18 protein-coding genes and 1 pseudogene are annotated in these 17991 nt (G+C 39.6%); 4 read left to right on the top strand and 15 right to left on the bottom strand.

The window, feature by feature from the left end:
- Positions 1 to 90 precede the first annotated feature (90 nt).
- The 5 genes from CD33_RS08210 to CD33_RS08190 all read right to left on the bottom strand — a co-directional run bounded on the left by CD33_RS08210 (position 91) and on the right by CD33_RS08190 (position 4398).
- Positions 91 to 411, bottom strand: a complete 321-nt coding sequence (locus tag CD33_RS08210; RefSeq protein ID WP_036200000.1) for a YolD-like family protein — start codon at positions 409 to 411, stop codon at positions 91 to 93.
- 38 nt (positions 412 to 449) lie between these two features.
- A complete protein-coding gene (locus CD33_RS08205; protein WP_052130131.1) occupies positions 450 to 1757 on the bottom strand; it encodes a Y-family DNA polymerase in 1308 nt (435 codons plus the stop codon).
- A gap of 357 nt (positions 1758 to 2114) precedes the next feature.
- Positions 2115 to 2657 (bottom strand): cysteine hydrolase family protein, encoded by a 543-nt coding sequence (locus CD33_RS08200; RefSeq protein ID WP_036199998.1) that lies wholly within the window; start codon positions 2655 to 2657, stop codon positions 2115 to 2117.
- 229 nt (positions 2658 to 2886) lie between these two features.
- Complete coding sequence (locus CD33_RS08195; protein ID WP_235863343.1) at positions 2887 to 3339, bottom strand: DUF421 domain-containing protein; 453 nt, start codon at positions 3337 to 3339, stop codon at positions 2887 to 2889.
- 267 nt (positions 3340 to 3606) lie between these two features.
- Entirely contained in the window at positions 3607 to 4398 is a 792-nt protein-coding gene (locus CD33_RS08190) for a carbon-nitrogen family hydrolase (protein WP_036199995.1), read from the bottom strand.
- A gap of 154 nt (positions 4399 to 4552) precedes the next feature.
- Here CD33_RS08190 and CD33_RS08185 point away from each other — a divergent pair, with 154 nt between their 5' ends.
- A complete protein-coding gene (locus CD33_RS08185; RefSeq protein WP_036199992.1) occupies positions 4553 to 5743 on the top strand; it encodes a pyridoxal phosphate-dependent aminotransferase in 1191 nt (396 codons plus the stop codon).
- 105 nt (positions 5744 to 5848) lie between these two features.
- Here the strand turns inward: CD33_RS08185 and CD33_RS08180 are convergent, their stop codons facing one another.
- The 5 genes from CD33_RS08180 to CD33_RS08160 all read right to left on the bottom strand — a co-directional run bounded on the left by CD33_RS08180 (position 5849) and on the right by CD33_RS08160 (position 11093).
- Positions 5849 to 6703, bottom strand: coding sequence for a MetQ/NlpA family ABC transporter substrate-binding protein (locus CD33_RS08180; RefSeq protein ID WP_036199990.1), 855 nt, complete (start codon positions 6701 to 6703; stop codon positions 5849 to 5851).
- An 11-nt stretch (positions 6704 to 6714) separates the two neighbouring features.
- Positions 6715 to 7383 carry a methionine ABC transporter permease gene (locus tag CD33_RS08175; protein WP_036199988.1) on the bottom strand — a complete coding sequence of 223 codons (669 nt, stop codon included), beginning with the start codon at positions 7381 to 7383 and terminating at the stop codon, positions 6715 to 6717.
- A complete protein-coding gene (locus CD33_RS08170; protein ID WP_036199986.1) occupies positions 7376 to 8386 on the bottom strand; it encodes a methionine ABC transporter ATP-binding protein in 1011 nt (336 codons plus the stop codon). Before CD33_RS08170 ends, CD33_RS08175 begins: the two co-directional genes overlap by 8 nt.
- A gap of 234 nt (positions 8387 to 8620) precedes the next feature.
- Positions 8621 to 9682 carry a nucleotide kinase gene (locus CD33_RS08165; RefSeq protein WP_036199984.1) on the bottom strand — a complete coding sequence of 354 codons (1062 nt, stop codon included), beginning with the start codon at positions 9680 to 9682 and terminating at the stop codon, positions 8621 to 8623.
- 220 nt (positions 9683 to 9902) lie between these two features.
- Positions 9903 to 11093 (bottom strand): glycine C-acetyltransferase, encoded by a 1191-nt coding sequence (locus CD33_RS08160; protein WP_036199983.1) that lies wholly within the window; start codon positions 11091 to 11093, stop codon positions 9903 to 9905.
- A gap of 201 nt (positions 11094 to 11294) precedes the next feature.
- Between CD33_RS08160 and CD33_RS08155 the strand changes: the two genes are divergently transcribed.
- Both CD33_RS08155 and CD33_RS08150 read left to right on the top strand, forming a co-directional pair.
- Positions 11295 to 11501 carry a helix-turn-helix transcriptional regulator gene (locus tag CD33_RS08155; RefSeq protein WP_036199981.1) on the top strand — a complete coding sequence of 69 codons (207 nt, stop codon included), beginning with the start codon at positions 11295 to 11297 and terminating at the stop codon, positions 11499 to 11501.
- Positions 11498 to 11962, top strand: a complete 465-nt coding sequence (locus CD33_RS08150) for a hypothetical protein (protein WP_052130129.1) — start codon at positions 11498 to 11500, stop codon at positions 11960 to 11962. The genes CD33_RS08155 and CD33_RS08150 overlap by 4 nt, the downstream gene beginning before the upstream one ends.
- A gap of 31 nt (positions 11963 to 11993) precedes the next feature.
- Here the strand turns inward: CD33_RS08150 and CD33_RS08145 are convergent, their stop codons facing one another.
- From CD33_RS08145 to CD33_RS08130, 4 genes and pseudogenes are all read right to left on the bottom strand, one after another.
- Positions 11994 to 12662, bottom strand: coding sequence for a YczE/YyaS/YitT family protein (locus tag CD33_RS08145; RefSeq protein ID WP_052130127.1), 669 nt, complete (start codon positions 12660 to 12662; stop codon positions 11994 to 11996).
- A gap of 93 nt (positions 12663 to 12755) precedes the next feature.
- A pseudogene (gene ybaK, locus CD33_RS08140) lies at positions 12756 to 13240 on the bottom strand (Cys-tRNA(Pro) deacylase).
- Between the two features lie 145 nt (positions 13241 to 13385).
- A complete protein-coding gene (locus CD33_RS19430) occupies positions 13386 to 13946 on the bottom strand; it encodes a hypothetical protein (protein WP_052130125.1) in 561 nt (186 codons plus the stop codon).
- Between the two features lie 163 nt (positions 13947 to 14109).
- Positions 14110 to 15744: a Na/Pi cotransporter family protein gene (locus CD33_RS08130; protein WP_036199980.1), complete on the bottom strand. Its 1635-nt coding sequence runs from the start codon at positions 15742 to 15744 to the stop codon at positions 14110 to 14112.
- Between the two features lie 369 nt (positions 15745 to 16113).
- Here CD33_RS08130 and vanT point away from each other — a divergent pair, with 369 nt between their 5' ends.
- Positions 16114 to 17226 carry a serine racemase VanT catalytic subunit gene (gene vanT / locus CD33_RS08125; protein WP_036199978.1) on the top strand — a complete coding sequence of 371 codons (1113 nt, stop codon included), beginning with the start codon at positions 16114 to 16116 and terminating at the stop codon, positions 17224 to 17226.
- Positions 17227 to 17271: 45 nt separating this feature from the next.
- On the opposite strand, the gene CD33_RS08120 is transcribed toward vanT, so the two are convergent.
- Positions 17272 to 17790: a DUF4367 domain-containing protein gene (locus CD33_RS08120; protein ID WP_235863334.1), complete on the bottom strand. Its 519-nt coding sequence runs from the start codon at positions 17788 to 17790 to the stop codon at positions 17272 to 17274.
- Positions 17791 to 17991: the final 201 nt, after the last annotated feature.

Raw genomic sequence — 17991 nt, 5'->3', positions numbered from 1 at the left:
TTTTTCTATCAACTCATAGCTACATAGCTTAATATATACACCGGCTCTTAAAAAACTCATAAATTATTTAAAAACCGATTACGATGCAAATCACGATAAAATGGTAACATTCAAAAGGGATGAAAATAAAAATCTGCGTCCATCTTCTAAATAAAGTGCAGATTTTTGGATATTAAGCTCGGCAATTTTCCCTTCCACCTTATACACATGCCAATCTTCCCAAACTTTTATCTCTACTTCAGAGTTATTCGTATAGGCGATTTTCAATTGTTCACTAAGTTCCTGCAATGCCCATTCATCCAATTCGGGCTTCTCAACATCGTCATCCTTCTCATGCCATTCCCGAAGCAACTTCACATGCTCAGGCAGCATCATTGCATTCCATTTAATATTTCCACGGTCTCGAATCACCCTTATTACCTCTTTTCCCACTGTTTGTGATTGAACTTTTACATCTTATGACCACCCAGAAGCTCCGCACGCCTTAATGCGGTGCCGGCTTCTGTATAGGAGACTGCGCGCAGAACTGCTGTTGAGCCATGTTTTGCCCGCAAATAATCCATTGTCGCCCCAAGTTTTCGCCTTTTCCATTTTTTATTGTCGAACAGGCTAAGCTGTATGGAACGTTCCGATTCTAATTTGGATATACTAATCGCAATTTGTCTGGCCGGTCGCTCGGCATAATATTCATCGAACAATTCCTTGCACACTTTAAAAATTTTCATCGTATCATTGGTCGGTTCATCGATTGTCCGCGCTCGATTGAATCCTCCTCCAAAGGCATCCTTACTATAGTTAAGCCCAAGTGTGATGGTTCTGCCTGCTTGCCCTGCTTCCCGAGTCCTCCTTGCAATGTCTTCACACATTTCCAAGATAACTGTGAGTATCTCGTCCCGATTTCGGTAATCGCGCATCAGCACTTGCCCTTTTCCGAAACTGATTTGCCCCTGTGCAAGCGGTGCTCCAAGCGGCGATAAATCGATTCCCCATGCATGATGGTAAAGCTGATTCCCCATAATACCAAAGTGGTCCTCCAACGTTTTTAAATCGGTCTGCGCCAAATCACCAATCGTAAAAATTCCCATATTGTTTAACGAACGCTCCGTTCTTCGGCCAATTCCCCACATTTCCGACAGCGGTGAGATGGGCCAAAGTTTTTTCGGTACATCTTCATACGTCCATTTTGCAAACCCGGTCTTTTTTGCATCTAAATCGAGTGCAAGCTTTGCCATTAGCATATTTGGCCCCATTCCCACTGCACTTGGAATTTGGAATTGCCGAAGAATACTATCCTGGATGAATCTGGCTGTTTCTTCTGGCGGCCCGTGTAATTTTTCGGTACCGCTAAGATCGACAAAACTTTCATCTATGCTATAAACGTGGATTGCTTCTTTAGGGACAAACTGATTGATCAAATCTGTGATGGCCATCGACATTTGTACGAAAAATTCCATTTTCGGTTCAAATAGACGAATATCGGGATGTTTGGGGATTTCGAAAAGACGCGAACCTGTTTTTATGCCAAATCGTTTTTTCATCGGTGGTGAAGCCGCAAGCACAATACTTCCTTTTTGTTTAAAATTCCCCACGACGGCGATGGGCACTTGAAGCGGATCGAGATTTTCCAGCATCGCCATGCAGCTGGCAAAAAAGCAGCGCATATCAATACACATGATGGACCGGCTGGGTGCCTGTTCATAAAATTTAAACGTATCGCCACCGGGATATTCAGTTATATTTAGCGCATTCCCATCCATCTTTTCCACCTCCCAATTCCTACATTCAGTCTATGCGAACATTTGTTCTTTTATTCATTCTAAAATGAGACGCTTGAGACGGCAAGAGGAATTATTTGGGTATCTCCTGTGAAAAGGAAGCATGTTGACCACATAGGAGAAAAAAGAGAGTGAAGCAGAATATATAGCAAGTATGCAGGGGTAAAAGAAACCGTAGACGTTTCGATTGACTTGAGGAATGTTTTTGCTTTGAGAGGAACGAGCGATATGCATGAGAAAAACAGTAGACTATCTATGAAGCAAACTTTCAACATGAAAAAAAGCTCCGAAACTTTTACAAGTAACGAAGCTTAGTATTAACCTTGAAGTTGGTCGCTATTATTCAATAATTTCTGTAAAGAAGCATGTTTTCATATGGTGGATAAATGTATCGCCCAAATCTGTAAATGTCGCAACGCCGCGTTTATGAATTGCCGTTTTGAATCCTTCGGCATCTGCTCCCGCCACCGTCAAAAAATCGCAAATGTCTGTACAAACGCCGACAACATGCACTGTGTCCACATCGAATGCTTTTAATTTTTCTGCTAATCCAGTGTTGAAGAAAGCATTGTAATTCGATTTCGGTTGGTAGATAACATGGGGGTTGGATTCATTTTCGGTAAACCAAGTCAACAAATCCCCATATAATTGCTGGCCCTTTGTCCCTGAAACATTATGAACGGGCCACAATTGAAAGTGGTCATCATATTCATCGTGTGCATCCATTGCGACCACAACTATGTGGTCATTACGCAAAAATTCATTCGCTTGCTCGACTATATACGGGACAATCTCCTGCGCCGGCTTTCCTGCTGTCAAACTGCCATTATCTGCAACAAAATCATTGCTCATATCCACGATGATCAAAGCTTGATTTGGCATATTTTCTCCCTCCAAAACCATTTTAATCTATATTATAAACTATCTTTACTCAAAATTTCGTATACTAATTTCAAAAATGGTCTCTAAGCTGATTTTTCCAAAAATAAAACTCCCCAAAGCCATTACAGCCCCAGAGAGTCGAAACTATTGTATGTGAAATATTTAATTTGTTGCGGGAAAAAAGTTTAAGATTTTGTAAATTTACATTAAAAAGGATGCATTCAACTGATTATTGTTCGTAACCCTCCCTGGACACATCAACCGAGCCGTCAATTTCTAGAATCCCTATTTTCACTTCTTTAATATCGAATACTCCTTTTTTTCTTAGCTGTGTGTTTAACTCTTGCATTGTTAAGTTTTCTTTGTTCATTAATTGTGCATTTACGGAACCGTTTCTAATAATCACTTCCGGCTTCCCATCCATCCAGCGCTCAAACGTTTTCTTTCTTGTCAGTTTTTCGGCACTCCACATTAAGAGCCCCCAAATCGTTACGATAAATATAATATGAGTAAATTTAAAATCTCTTTCATGAATCATTCCACCGACGATATCACCCAACATTATGATAAAAACGAGGTCGATCGGTGTCGTCTGTGATAACTCTTTTTGCCCTATCATTCGAATGATAATTACTATACTTACTACGGCGACTAAAAATTTCGCCGCAACCCCCAAATACATCTCCAAGCCCATCCCCTCCAACAAACAAATTTAAAAAGCACCATTACACCAACGATTGCTGAGAAAATCCCCGTCTATATAGACCTTTTACCCCTACTGTCCTATTCCACATATTGAGCCACAGTAAACAATTGAGCGCTAGCTATATCCACTACTTTTATCCGTTAAAAAAAGAAAAACATACTTGCCATTTAATAGCAAAACCTAATGAAGAAGGATTTGCCCCAAATGGCAGTATGTTTATTTTTAAATCATTAATGGTAACCTTTATTCCTCAACAATGCCCGCATAAAGATTGGGACGGCGGTCATCGTAAACCGGGATTCTGCTTCGCACTTCCTCTACTTTCGTGAAGTCAACGTCCACAATAGCGAGTTCTTCCGTTTCTGAGCCTGTCCAAAGCACTTCACCCCATGGCTCGATAATCATGGATTGGCCGTTGAAATTTTCCACTTTCCGTGAAATGCGGTTAACGGCAATTACGAAACATTGGTTTTCAATTGCACGGGCCTGCAACAAGGTTTTCCAATGATCGATTCGGGGGGTTGGCCATTGCGCGGAAACAAATAATACGTTCGCCCCGGCTAAGGCATGTGCCCGTAGCCATTCAGGGAAACGGATATCGTAACAAATTACGCCGCCAGCTTCAACTTCACCCAATGCGAAGCGGTTCATTTCATTGCCGGATTCTAAATACTTGTCTTCGTTCATTAATCTGAATAAATGAACTTTGCTATACTCACTAACCAGCTTTCCCTCGTTATTATACACATACATTGTATTATAGAATTTCCCGTCTTTTTCTGTTGCAACGGAACCTCCAACAATATGAATACCCAGTTCACTCGATAAGTCTTGCAAAAACTTTTGGGAACGAGCACCCTCTTTATCTGCTAACTCGCCTAGTTTTTCAAGTGCATACCCGGTGTTCCACATTTCCGGCAACACAACGATTGCTGCCTCTTTGCTTGCTGCTTCGCGGATTAATTGTTCGGCACGTTCATAGTTTTCATCCACTTTCCCGAACCCTACATTCATTTGAATACATCCGATTTTCATTCCACTAACCCCCTAGACTTTTTCCCTTAAAAGTACTATTATTCCTACATATCCAATTGCAATTATATTCTGAAATCTATACAAAGTATAGCGTTCAGCCTGAACTGATCCGAATGCTAAGCAACTCTATAAATATTGAAAAAAGGGGTGTAACATGAAATTATCAAATAAACTTCAAAAACTGCCTACCCAATTCTTCGCCTCCCTGGTTCAAAAAGTAAATGCAGCAATTGCCGAGGGACGCGATGTAATTAACTTGGGACAAGGGAATCCCGACAGGCCAACTCCTCCCCATGTCATTAAAGCGATGCAAGAAGCGGCCGCCGATCCACAAACACATAAATATTCACCATTTCGCGGAATCCAGGAATTGAAAGAAGCCGCCGCAAATTTTTACAAACGTGAGTATAATGTGGACATTGATCCAAACACAGAAGTTGCAATAATAGGCGGCTCAAAGATTGCTTTGGTGGAACTTCCGATGGCGGTATTGAATCCGGGTGATACGATGCTTCTTCCGGACCCTGGCTATCCGGATTATTTATCGGGCGTCGTGATTGGAGATGTTCACTTCGATACAATGCCGCTACTTGAAGAGAATGATTTTTTGCCTGATTATGACGTATTATCAGAAGCAGAGAAAGAACGTGCAAAGTTAATGTATTTAAATTACCCAAACAATCCTACAGGAGGTACTGCTACTTTAGAGTTTTTCGAAAACACTGTCCAATTGGCCAAAGAAAATGACATAGCGGTGATACACGATTTTGCCTATGGTGCATTAGGATTTGACGGGGAGCGTCCGCCCAGCTTCCTTCAAGCTGCAGGAGCAAAAGAAGTAGGCGTGGAGCTTTATACTTTATCGAAAACATATAATATGGCCGGTTGGCGTATCGGTTTTGCAGTAGGAAATGCCGATATTATTGAAGCGATCAACTTAGTTCAAGACCACCTTTTCTGCAGTGTCTTCCCCGGTATCCAGTATGCAGCAGCCGCTGCGTTAAACGGTGACCAACATTGTGTGGAGGAACAGCGGGCAATTTATGAAAACAGGCGCAATGTATTCATGAATGAAGCGCGTCGAATCGGGTGGGATGTAAAAGCACCCAGCGGTTCTTTCTTTGCATGGTTAAAGGTGCCAGAGGGCTATACAAGCGAAGCCTTTGCAGACCTGTTGCTGAATAAAGCAAACGTCGCTGTCGCTGCAGGCAATGGCTTTGGGGAGTATGGTGAAGGCTACATCCGAGTGGGCTTATTAGTAAGTGAAGAACGCTTGCTGGAAGCAATTGGCCGTATTGAGAAATTGGAGTTATTTAAAGGAGAAACAGCATCAATAACTAAGTAAGTTGAATCAGGGTTCTTAGTGCGTTACGACTTGCATTAAGACCCCTTTTCCTAGCGCTTCATGTTCCTAAAAGAAAAAGCATCCACAGGTGTGGAAGCTTTTTTATTATCGATTAGCCATCCATTCAGGCTTGCTAAACCCTTGGAATTCTGAATCAATGATTTCTTCATATTTAGCAGATTCAACGATTTCGATTAAATCTTTTGCAAGTTGGCTGTCTTTATTATCGGATTTTACCGCTACAACGTTACGATAATTTTCATTCATATCTTCTAAGAAAGCTGCATCCATTAGGTCTAAGCCTGCTGCCAATGCAAAGTTGCCCGGTACTGCTACAAGATCAGCGTTTTCGATTTGACGTGGTAAAGAGCCAGCTTCTACCGGTTGGAAAACCAAGTTTTTGTTGTTTGTTGCGACATCTTTTTCTGAAGCAGTTAATTCATCCGCCTCAGGGTCAATTTCGATTAAACCTTGTCCTTGTAAAGTTAATAGAGAACGTGCCGCATTTGAAGGATCATTTGCAATTGCTACGGTTGCACCTTCTTTAATATCCTCTACGGATGCATATTTTTCCGAGAAAAAGCCCATAGGCGCTGTAGGTACTGAGATTAATGCTTCTAAATCCATGTTATTTTGTTCTTCAAACGTTTCTAAATAAATTGTATGTTGGAACAGATTCGCATCAATGTCTCCATTATCCAATGCATTATTTGGTTGAACATAATCACTAAATTCAACTAGCTCCACAGTGTAACCCTTTTCCTCTAATTGCGGAATAATCGCTTTTGAAAGCATGTCACTATATGGACCAGCTGTTGCCCCTAATTTAATTTCTTTACTTTCTTCTGCAGGTTCATCACTTTCATTTGCTGAATTTGTTGCTTTTTCATCATTTCCCGAACATGCTGCCAATACAACAGCCAATGCGAGTGTAAGGAATGGTAATAAATACTTCTTCATTTTTTTCTCTCCTATCGTTTGTCTAGTGATTTCGCAAACTGTTCGCCAATTAATTGAATCAATTGTACAAAGATGATTAAAATGACCACAGTTGAAATCATAATTGTATTATCATAACGGTAATAGCCAAAGCGAATTGCCAGATCCCCAATACCGCCCCCGCCAATCGTACCTGCCATGGCAGAGTAAGCGACCAAACTAATAACCGTTAGAGTAATCCCTCTAATAATGGTTGATTTTGCCTCCGGTAGCAATACATCTTTAATGATCATCCAAGGTGTAGCACCAACGGCAATTGTTGCCTCAATGACACCCTTATCAATGTCCCTTAATGATGATTCGACTAATCTTGCAAAATAAGGAATGGCAGCAACTGAAAGTGAGACACTTGCCGCAACGGGACCGATTGTTGTCCCCACCAGTATTTTGGTTAAGGGGAACAATGCAACGAGTAAAATAATAAATGGTATCGAGCGAACGAGATTCACCGCAAAGCCAAAAATATTTTTTACAAATCGATTTTCCCAAAATAAGCCTTTATCCGTAACATATAATAGTACGCCTAGCGGCAGACCAATAAAGATTGAAATGGCTAGTGCAATTCCAATCATAACAACCGTTTCTTGAAACGCCTTCCAAATGTCTGGCAGCATGGTTATGAAATACGGAAAATCAAACATGTTTAACCACCTCCACTACCGCACCACGTTGCTCCATATATTTTTTTGCTTCATCCACTGTCGATTTTTCCCCTTGTAACTCCATAACGAAAATACCAAGTGGACGTTCTTGAATATATTCGATTGTGCCATGCAAAAAATTCCCTTTTACATCAAACCGCTGCATTGTATCTGAAATCACACCTTCTCCAGCTACTTCACCCTTAAATAGTAGTTTTATAACTTGTCCTTTTACATCTTTCAGGATTTCATCGGGAATCTCAAAAGATACAACACTATTAATAAATTCTTGGGTTAACGGCTTAATTGGTTGGGCGAAGATATCATATACTGCTCCTTCTTCAATCACTTTCCCGTCTTGCATTATCGCCATTCGATTACAAATCTCTTTTACAACATTCATTTCATGTGTAATTAAAACAATGGTAATTCCCAACTTTTCATTAATTTGTTTTAATAATTTCAAAATCGACAGTGTTGTCTTTGGATCCAATGCGGAGGTTGCCTCATCACATAGAAGGATGGATGGATTGTTGGCAAGTGCACGCGCAATCCCGACACGCTGTTTTTGTCCCCCACTGAGTTGGGCGGGAAACACATCTTCCTTATCCGTCAAGCCTACCATTGCGAGTAACTCTTTTACTCGTTTATGAATTTCATTTTTGGGTGTTTTTGCTGCCCGTAAAGCAAATGCGATATTTTCTCCGACCGTCTTTTGACTAATGAGATAAAAATGTTGAAAGATCATCCCAATTTTCAATCGTGCTGTTCGTAATTCGCTACTCGAAAGTTGGGTTAGATCAATTCCATCGACAAGTACTTTTCCGTTAGACGGTCTTTCTAGTAAGTTGACACAACGTAGCAACGAACTTTTTCCTGCACCAGAATAGCCAACTATTCCAAATATGTCACCTTTATTAATTTTTAAGGAGACATTATCAACACCGACTACCTGTTTGTTTTTAGATTCATATATTTTTGTAATATTTTGAAATTCCAGCATATCTTTCTCCTATCTAGCAATATAAAAGCAATAATTCCAACTAAATATGTATGATTAATCAGAATACACATAATAATTTAAATTGTCAATATTAAAAGTAAATTCAAATAAGAATGCTACTCATTTCACAAAATGAATAGCATTCCCATCACGGTTCGATTTCATTGTATCCAGCTTTACTAGACTACTTGCGTGAAAATGAACTCATTTAAATAGACACTTCTAATTGAAATCTTAGATATCCTGGAACAGCATGGCCGTCTCTTCTTCGAATTTATCAACGATGATGGCATTGTCGAGCAGCTGACGTACAATTCTTTCTGTTTCGGCATACAGATTCGTATAAGCAACCGCGTCATACATAGTCGAACGATACTTTGCCACAATGTCTTTAATATTTGCCTCCTCAACTTCAGTCGGATGGCAAAGACTGGCGATATCAAAGATTTCATCGCCCGTTCTCTCAGGGAAATATTGATGAGGTTCAGTACTATCGAATATACAGAGCTTTAATTCTGGTAGGATCACCATGTCTACAGAGTTTGAATCGAGTCCACACCATACCAATCGGGCATCAAATCCTCGCTCTTGTGCCACGTCAACCAATTTTTTCATCATCGATGATTTGCCTGTGCCAGGATATCCTTTGATAAACAAACGTGTTTCCAGGTTTTGCGTAATGCTTTGGACTGTATCGCGTGCACCCGCAGGCGTTAATGTGCCCAGCAATCGATGTGTTATTTTTCCCCTTTTTTCGAGCTTCTTACCTCCAAACACCTTGATTATCAGCTCATCGATTTTAGCATCCAGCCCATTCCAATCCATATGTCGGCGTGTTTCCACTTCCCAATCATCATGAATTTTCAGGGCATTCGAAAGCGCTTGAAAACACTTTTGATAATATTCATCTTTCTTATTGGATAAGTGCAGGAAATCTTCCTGCTTTTCAATAAGCTTCTGCCGATCCACACATTCTTCCAAGGATACGACTTGAATATCTGAGCCGGTTGAATCAATCGTAAGGTTTGTCGCTTCAAGAAAGAGAATATTATGTGGCTCCTTTACAAAAACTGCTTGAATCGTATTCTCGAAAAGCGGGTCGTGAAAGTATTCAATATCCAGGCCTTTATTGCCGTAATACATGCCGAGCTTGCTTAAACAATCAGCTACTGTAAAACCATGGGCTCCCTTTAATAAATAAACGGTTTTCGCCTCATTTATAATCTCTTTATAAACATGTTTCATCCCCTGACCCGTCAATGCTTGCCCGAAAAAGTGAGTCACTGTAGAGCTCAAAAAGACGCCATCCTTCCATTCGTTTGTTAACTTATTTTTATGTCAACAGCCTAAAAAAGGTGCCTGGCACTCATTCAATTCCGAATTGTTTCCAAATTGTTTGTGTGCCTGGCACCCATTCAATTCTGAATTGTTCCCAAATTATTTGTGTGCCTGGCACCCAAACAATTCTCCCGAACAATAAAAAAATCCGAATGCGGTGTGGCATTCGGATTGGATGTTATTGTATGACGCCTAGTTCACGGCCTACTTTTTCGTAAATCGCTAGGGCATTATCCAGCATTTCTTTTGTGTGGGCAGCGGTCGGCATGTTGCGGACACGCCCAGTTCCCTTTGGCACTGTCGGGAAGACGATTGCTTTTGCATAGACTCCTTCTTCCACAAGGCGTTTTGAGAAGGTTTGCGTTAATTTTTCATCCCCAATAATACATGGAGTGATTGGTGTTTCCGAAGCGCCGATGTTGAATCCTAGCTTTTTCAAGCCAGCTTTTAAATAATCGCCGTTTTCCCAAAGTTTATCGTGTAGTTCCGTTGAATCGATAATCATTTGAATCGCACGCGTGATCGCTGCCACGTCACCAGGTGTCACGGCCGTAGAAAACAAGAAAGGACGAGAACGAACTTTTAACCAGTCGATTAAATTTTTCTTACCTGCTACATAGCCACCTACAACCCCAATCGCTTTTGAAAGTGTACCGATTTGGAAGTCGATTTCATTTTCAAGTCCGAAGTGCTTCACTGTACCTTTCCCCTTACCTGTGACGCCCGAACCATGTGCGTCGTCCACGTAAGTGATTAAATCGAATTCTTTAGCGATTTCCACAATCTCAGGTAATTTCGCAATATCTCCATCCATGGAGAACACACCGTCAGTGATGACCATTATCTTATTATACAAACCTGATTCTGTTGCTTCTTTTGCTTTCGCACGAAGGTCTTCCATATCCGAGTGATTGTAGGCAATAATTTTCGCTTTTGATAAACGGCAACCATCAATAATCGAAGCGTGATTCAATTGATCCGATAAAATTGCATCATTTTTATCCATCACAGCCGAAATGGCGGCCATATTACAGTTAAAGCCAGATTGATAGGAAATGGCAGCTTCGGTTCCTTTGAATTCCGCCAGCTTTTCTTCCAATATCACATGAAGATCCATTGTTCCGTTGATAGTACGAACCGCTCCAGCACCAACACCATACTTATCGATTGCCGCTTTTGCAACTTGTTTCAATTCTTCATTCGTTGCTAGTCCTAAATAGTTATTGGATGATAAATTGATTAATTGCTTTCCGTTAACTTGGATGATTGGACCATTTGCCCCTTCCACCGCATCGATTTCATTGTATAGCCCTTGGTCACGCAAAACTTCCAGATTTTCGTTCAGGAATGTATTCAAAATTTTAGACATCGATTCATCTCCCCTTGCATCTTAGTTATATAAATTTTAGCATAATCACAGCTTTTTTCGATATGCGGGAATAATCAGAAAATATATGAAGAAAAACTGTTTGAAATTATTGACAAAATGTTAAGTATACATTACATTATAAGTAACATATGTTAATTAAACATAACATTTTGTTTGGTATATTTAACAAGGAGGCAAGAAATGCTAAAAAACCGTGTTAAGGAGCTGCGGGCAAGAAACAACTTTACCCAAAGCGATTTAGGAAAGCTGGTAGGGGTTACAAGACAAACGATTGCCTTTATTGAAAAAGGGGAATTCTCCCCTTCTATTACTCTTGCTTTAAAGCTATCGAAAGAGTTAAAAGAACCATTGGAACAAATATTTTGGCTAGAGGAGGAAATAAGATGAATATTCGCTTGCTATATCCGTTTTACAACATTTTAAGTTGCATCATTCTTTTATTTATCGGGTGGGGCTTTACACGCAGCACCACTACAGTTACTGAAAACTCGATGGAATATACACTACACCCTGTCGCCGTTATCGCTTGGTTCGTTTTAGTACTATTCATTATTGCCATGGTCGTCCTTGTGAAAAAGCACAATAAAAAAAATCCTGACAAGAAAATAAATACCTTCTCCATTAAACCCCCGGAATATAATGAAGAAGATGAAATGTATCAATTTGCCACAATGAACGCAACAAAAAAAGTTTATACTTTTTTGACATGGGCATTACCTCTGATACTTGCCCTATTGCTATTTCCTATTCCCTTCAGCAAATTCAGCATTTTCGCCATCATTGTGTGCGTCATCATTATTCAAAACCTTATTTTCTTCTTTGAAATGAGGAAATTTAAAGAGGAATAGAGAGATTCAAATAAAAAACATCTCGCCAAAGCTAAATTTCTTTGGCGAGATGTTCTATATTCTTTGGTGAACGGTCATTTGCTAGACCTTCACTATCCAATCTACTTTTAAGTAGTCTTTCAAATAACGGCAATGAAATTTGCACGATATAACCTGTGAATAGAGCGATAATTATCGAACCTAATCCGATCGGGCCTCCAAGCGCCCAACCGATCATGGCAATCATCGCTTCCATCGCTAATCGGGCATTCCCTATGGAACAACCAAATTTTTTACTAAATAGTATCATGAGCGTATCACGGGGACCGGCTCCAAGCTTTGGTGAAATATATAATGCACATCCTACACCTAATACAATGACACCCCCCAGAAAATAAAGGACATCAAACAATGCCGATGGTGAATTTGGCAATAACCAGTTAAAAAAGTCGATAAATACTCCACATAAAATCATATTCAGACATGTGGCAAGTTTCGGCCATTCTTTTAATAACAAAGAAGTTGATCCTACAATAATGACCCCGGTAATTATAGCCCAGGTACCAATTGATAATCCAATTCGCTCAAATAAGGCAATGTGCAGCACATCCCAAGGACCTACCCCAAGTGCTTTACCTTCTACAATCATGGAAACGCCAAATGTCATCACTGCCAATCCAACAAAGAAGAATAGCCATTTCCACATTAATTCTCTTTTCACTTTAAAGCCTTCTTTCCAATAATGCATTGCTCTATTTTATTTACACAATATGCATTCTATTCAAACGCAAACTATTCTAATATACTTTTACTATCATACAGTTAACTTTGCAAATTTACCACCTGTTACTTGAATTAAATCATCCGGTTTTATATGGATTTGCATCCCTACTTTCCCTGCACTGACAACTACATTAGCTAATTCCACAGCCGATTCATCAACAAAAGTTGGAAAACGCTTCTTCATGCCAATAGGAGAACAACCTCCCCGTATATAACCCGTTGTAGCCAGTAAGTCTTTGACAGGAAGCATTTCAATCTTCTTTTCCCCTGCCAGCTTTGCACAAGTTTTCAAATTCAACTCTTCAGAAACTGGAATGCAAAAACAAAGTATTTCCCTGTACCCGCTGTTGCTACTAATGTTTTAAAGACATTAGCGACAGGGTGCCCCACCTTTTGTGCAACCGACACCCCATCCACTTGATTATCTTCAATTGAATACTCGATTAACTTGTAGTCTATTTGTTGCTGATCCAATAAACGAACAGCATTGGTTTTCATCGTTTTTTGTTTCGCCATCGATCACACTGCTCCTTGCTCGATATAATTTACAGATTCATCATATCAAATATATGGAAATAAGTTGCAATTCCCATAATTAATCGTGCAATAAAAAATGCCCACCCAAGCAATTCATGCTCTGTAGTGGACATTTAAGGACTTATCATACAATCAGGGAAAACAACGGCTGTGGCAATCTAAATTCATTTTCCGCCGACTGCATTTGGTAGGTATACCTTGAAACGGCTTTCGTGTACTTGTTTTCGAATACCATACTCTCCAAATGAAGCCTGTTTTGATTTAGAGGTTTAGTCAACCACTGAGGAACCATGAAATCAAATTGTTCATGTGGAATTCGGTTCATACTCTCTTCATCGCCGCTTGCCATTTCAGCGACGGATGACAGCACTGGTCCCGAAATTACTCCTTCACCCTTTACCTCTCCAGGTGAATCTGTATAGACCGGATGCTCTTCTTTCATTTCAAGTGATGAGGAGATCCCCTGTTCACTTTCCTCATTCAGTAAAGCTTGATCTTTTTCAAAAAGATCTTTTTCTGTCTTTCCGGATAGTAAATCTTCCAAAACCTTGAGCATCGGATTCTTTTTTGCTTGGGTGTAAATAGCATTCTTTTTATAGGCGTCATTTGCTTCTTTTCGCTGCATTGCACGCTTTCGCTCTTCGAAGTTACTATTATTATTTAGAAGAAAACTTGATACTCTCATCAAAATCACCCTATCATAGGAAAATAATCACATCGTATGTACTATCTTAAATTAAAATGTAATTTTCTACAAATAGTTTAATTACTTTTTCATAAAATAGCAGGTAGAAAATTCCTCCACAAGATAAAAATGTGCAAAGCTCGAAACTTTGCACATTTCCCAATTACAATATATGATGATTTTCTTCTAAGATCGTTTCAGCAATGTTCACCGCATGATCGCCTATACGCTCCAGATTACTAATTATATCCGCATAGATAATGCCAGCTTGTCCTGAACATTCCCCTTTATTTAATCGATGTATATGACGCTTGCGCAACACTCTTTCCAGCTCATCGATTCGGTCTTCTTTACTCAATACTTCCCTCGCAAAGTCCTTACTTTGCTTGTCCAATGCAAGTACTGACAAGCTTACCGTATCTAGAACCAATTCATACATTTCCTTTAATTCCCCGGTAGCTTCTTCACTAAATTTCACGCGATGAGAATCCTTTGCTTGAATTAGCTCCACCAGATTTTCAAAGTGATCCCCCACACGTTCAATGTCGCGGATATTTTGGAATAGCGAATGATGTAATTTAGAATCATTTTCCGATAGGGATTCCTTCGATAATTCAACTAAATAATCTGTAGTCACTCTGTCCAGATTATTGATGGCTTCCTCAAGCTGGATGGTCATATTCGCATGCTTACTACCACCTGTAAACAAATAATCCATCGACTCTTGAAGTCCTTTTACAGAAAACTCACCCATCCGGACAACTTCTTCTTTTGCTTGTCCAAGTGCAATGGATGGCGATTGCCCTATCAATGTTTTATCTAAATATTTTGCACCGTACTCAACTGATGCATCCTCACCAGGAACAATTTTGGTTACCAAGACCGCCAATAATCCTACAAATGGTAATTGTATCAGAGTATTAACCACATTGAATGTACCATGTGCAAAAGCAATCTGCATTTTCTCTTCAAGTCCAAGGACACCGGAAATCCAGTCCACATAGTTCACAAATAGCGGCAGGATAATCAGGAAGATGATTGTACCGATCACATTGAAAATTACGTGTGCAGCGGCTGCACGGCGAGCTGCCACTGAAGCTGCCAAAGCTGCCAATACAGCAGTAATCGTTGTACCAATGTTATCTCCAAAAAGTACCGGTAGTGCCCCACCTAGCGGAATTAAACCTTCCGCATAAAGACCTTGTAAAATCCCGACTGTTGCGGATGAGGACTGCACGATTAATGTAAAGACTGTCCCTGCGACTACACCCAGGATGGGATGGTCGCTAAAGCTAAGTGTTAAGTCAACAAAGGCATCCCAATTTCGTAATGGTTTCATTCCATCGCCCATCATTTCAAGACCAATGAAAAGACCAGCAAATCCAAAAAGTATTTGGCCGATATTCTGGATGCGATCCTTTTTAAAGAAGAACAATAATACAGCACCCAATGCCATAATTGGGTAAGAATAAGCACCAACATCAAATCCAATAATGAATGCCGTTACAGTTGTACCAATATTGGCTCCCATAATGACACCGATCGCCTGGCGCAGTGTCATAAATCCGGCACTTACAAGCCCCACTGTAATTACAGTGGTTCCTGAACTTGATTGGATTAGAATCGTTACAACAATACCGACTAACACACCCATTATCGGGTTTGTCGTAAATCTATCTAAAATTTCGCGGAGTCTGTCACCTGCAGCTTTTTGCAGACCATCTCCCATGTACTTAATTGCAAATAAGAATAAACCTAGACCCCCAAGAAATTGGAAAATCATTGTTTGCCATTCCATCTATGTGTTCCACCCTTTCGATGTCTTCGACACTATTATTCATAACTCAACAAAGGATGTAAATGTTATTACAAAATTGAAATATAAAATTTACATTACATTTACAATTGAACGATAAAACGTTCAAAATTTTTATAGTTGCAAAATAATTATGTGTTATTATTTTAAATTTAACCTCGTTTTAACTTCCTATTAACCTTATTATCTCCCGAACTCAACTACCGATTCAAAAATCACTGCCAAGCTCATTAGAGTATCGGTATCTTTCCATAAAAATGTAGGTATTCGGAAATAGGTGTAATAGAAAATAACTAAAATTGCAATAATAAACTCAAGTTCAGAAAGTGAAACATTGGAGGGGCTATAGATATGGTACATCGGGCATGGATTGAACTAAGTACAAGTAATCTCGCACATAATCTCCAAATCATCAACGAAAGACTGCCAGTAAATACTGAACTGATGGCGGTTGTTAAAGCGAATGCTTATGGACACGGCAGTCAAGAAATCGCGAAGGAATTGCAGAGACTCGGTGTGGGGGCAATTGCGGTAGCTACTTTATATGAGGCCATCGAAATTAGGAAAGCAGGCTTCCAAAATGACATTCTAATATTAAGCTTTACCCCTATTGAAGAATCCTTCAAGCTATTAGAATGGAACTTAATTCAAAATGCAATCGATTACCCATATGCCAAAGAGTTGAATGCTGCAGGCGGACATTTTCGAGTTCACATAAAAGTGGATACCGGGATGAATCGTTTAGGCGAAAAACACACCGATGTATCAAATATTGAATCCATCTTCCAGTTGGAAAATTTAAAGATTGAAGGAATCTATAGTCATTTTTCGAGAGCGGATACCCTTGATCCAAGCGATATAGAATTTACCAAAAAACAAATCAACCGCTTCAATCGGCTATTGGAACAATTAAAATCATCCGGCATACAACTTCCGAAAACCCATATCCAAAATAGTTACGGTATGCTAAATTATCCGCATCTCAATTATGATTACGCGAGAATCGGCACTCTCATTTATGGTATAAGAAGCCACTACAACCATACGAAACTTAAGCTGCCTTTACGGCCTGTCCTATCCATAAAAACAAAAATTATTATCATTAAAGATGTGCATGCTGGAGATACGATTGGTTATGGTAAAAACAATACCACAACCGAACATAAAAGAATTGCTGTCCTCCCTATTGGGTTTGCAGACGGCATCCCGGAAAAGCTATCCAGCAATCAAGGGGAAGCATTGGTCCGGGGAAAGCGTGTCCCCATTATCGGCTCGGTTTGTTTGGATCACATGATGATTGATATTTCAAATGTCGACGACGTCCAAGTAGGTGATGTTGTGACATTAGTGGGGACAGATCATAATGAAACGATTCAAATCGAAGATGTTGCAGTTAAGATCGGCACCGTGAGCCACGATGTTTTGAGTACTTTGGGCCCTAGACTGAAAAGGGTGCTCGTTTAAATGACCACACTATAGCTTTAAAATAAATTTTGAGCAAATACCTCGTTAATTCTTCTTTAGTGTTTTTAAGTTTGGCTTTTTTAGTAAAGTTTGATCATTTCTTCTTGTGTTTCTCCACAATCGCGCCAGATTGTTGAAGAGTGTTATTTCATTGACCTTGCAATTTCTAATTATTTGATTCTTCGATAAACTGTAACTCAGCATTTCTATAGAAGTACCATCTTGGGCCCATCTAAGTAATCCTCCAGTGATGAGTTCTCCATCTTGGTCTACTTTGCCACTATTGCCCCATTCTGAAAAATATCCAATGTTTCCGTTTATATCAACTTGTTTACTATGGGGTGAACCATCATAAAGTACTCGAGTTCCTTTTCTCAAATGAATAGAGACCATCAAATTTGTATCCTTGCTGTCCATGTAATGTAGCATTAACCAAGGAGATGTTTTGATATCTAATGTCCAATCATCAGGAATCTTTGTTGGAGTTAAAACTGTAAATTCAACTTCATTCTGTATTTCAGCTATAGTTTTGCTATTGTGATTATACTTTATTTCTTTAGCCATAATCAGCGTTGGTTTAAAGTTAAGTAAGATTGATTGATAATTAAAAAACGTTTCAATAATACCAAGCTTCTACCTCGATTCTAGTCGAAATTTAGGTATTAGGCTTTCCTATTTTTCACTTTTTATTATAAGATATTGCCCTTTTAAAAAAGCCCTTTCCGGTACTGCACCCCAAAAGTTAGAGTAAAAAAACTAACTTTT

The sequence above is a fragment of the Ureibacillus sinduriensis BLB-1 = JCM 15800 genome (assembly GCF_000772955.1).
Classification (GTDB): domain Bacteria; phylum Bacillota; class Bacilli; order Bacillales_A; family Planococcaceae; genus Ureibacillus; species Ureibacillus sinduriensis.
This window is presented reverse-complemented; position numbering and strand designations above follow the sequence as displayed.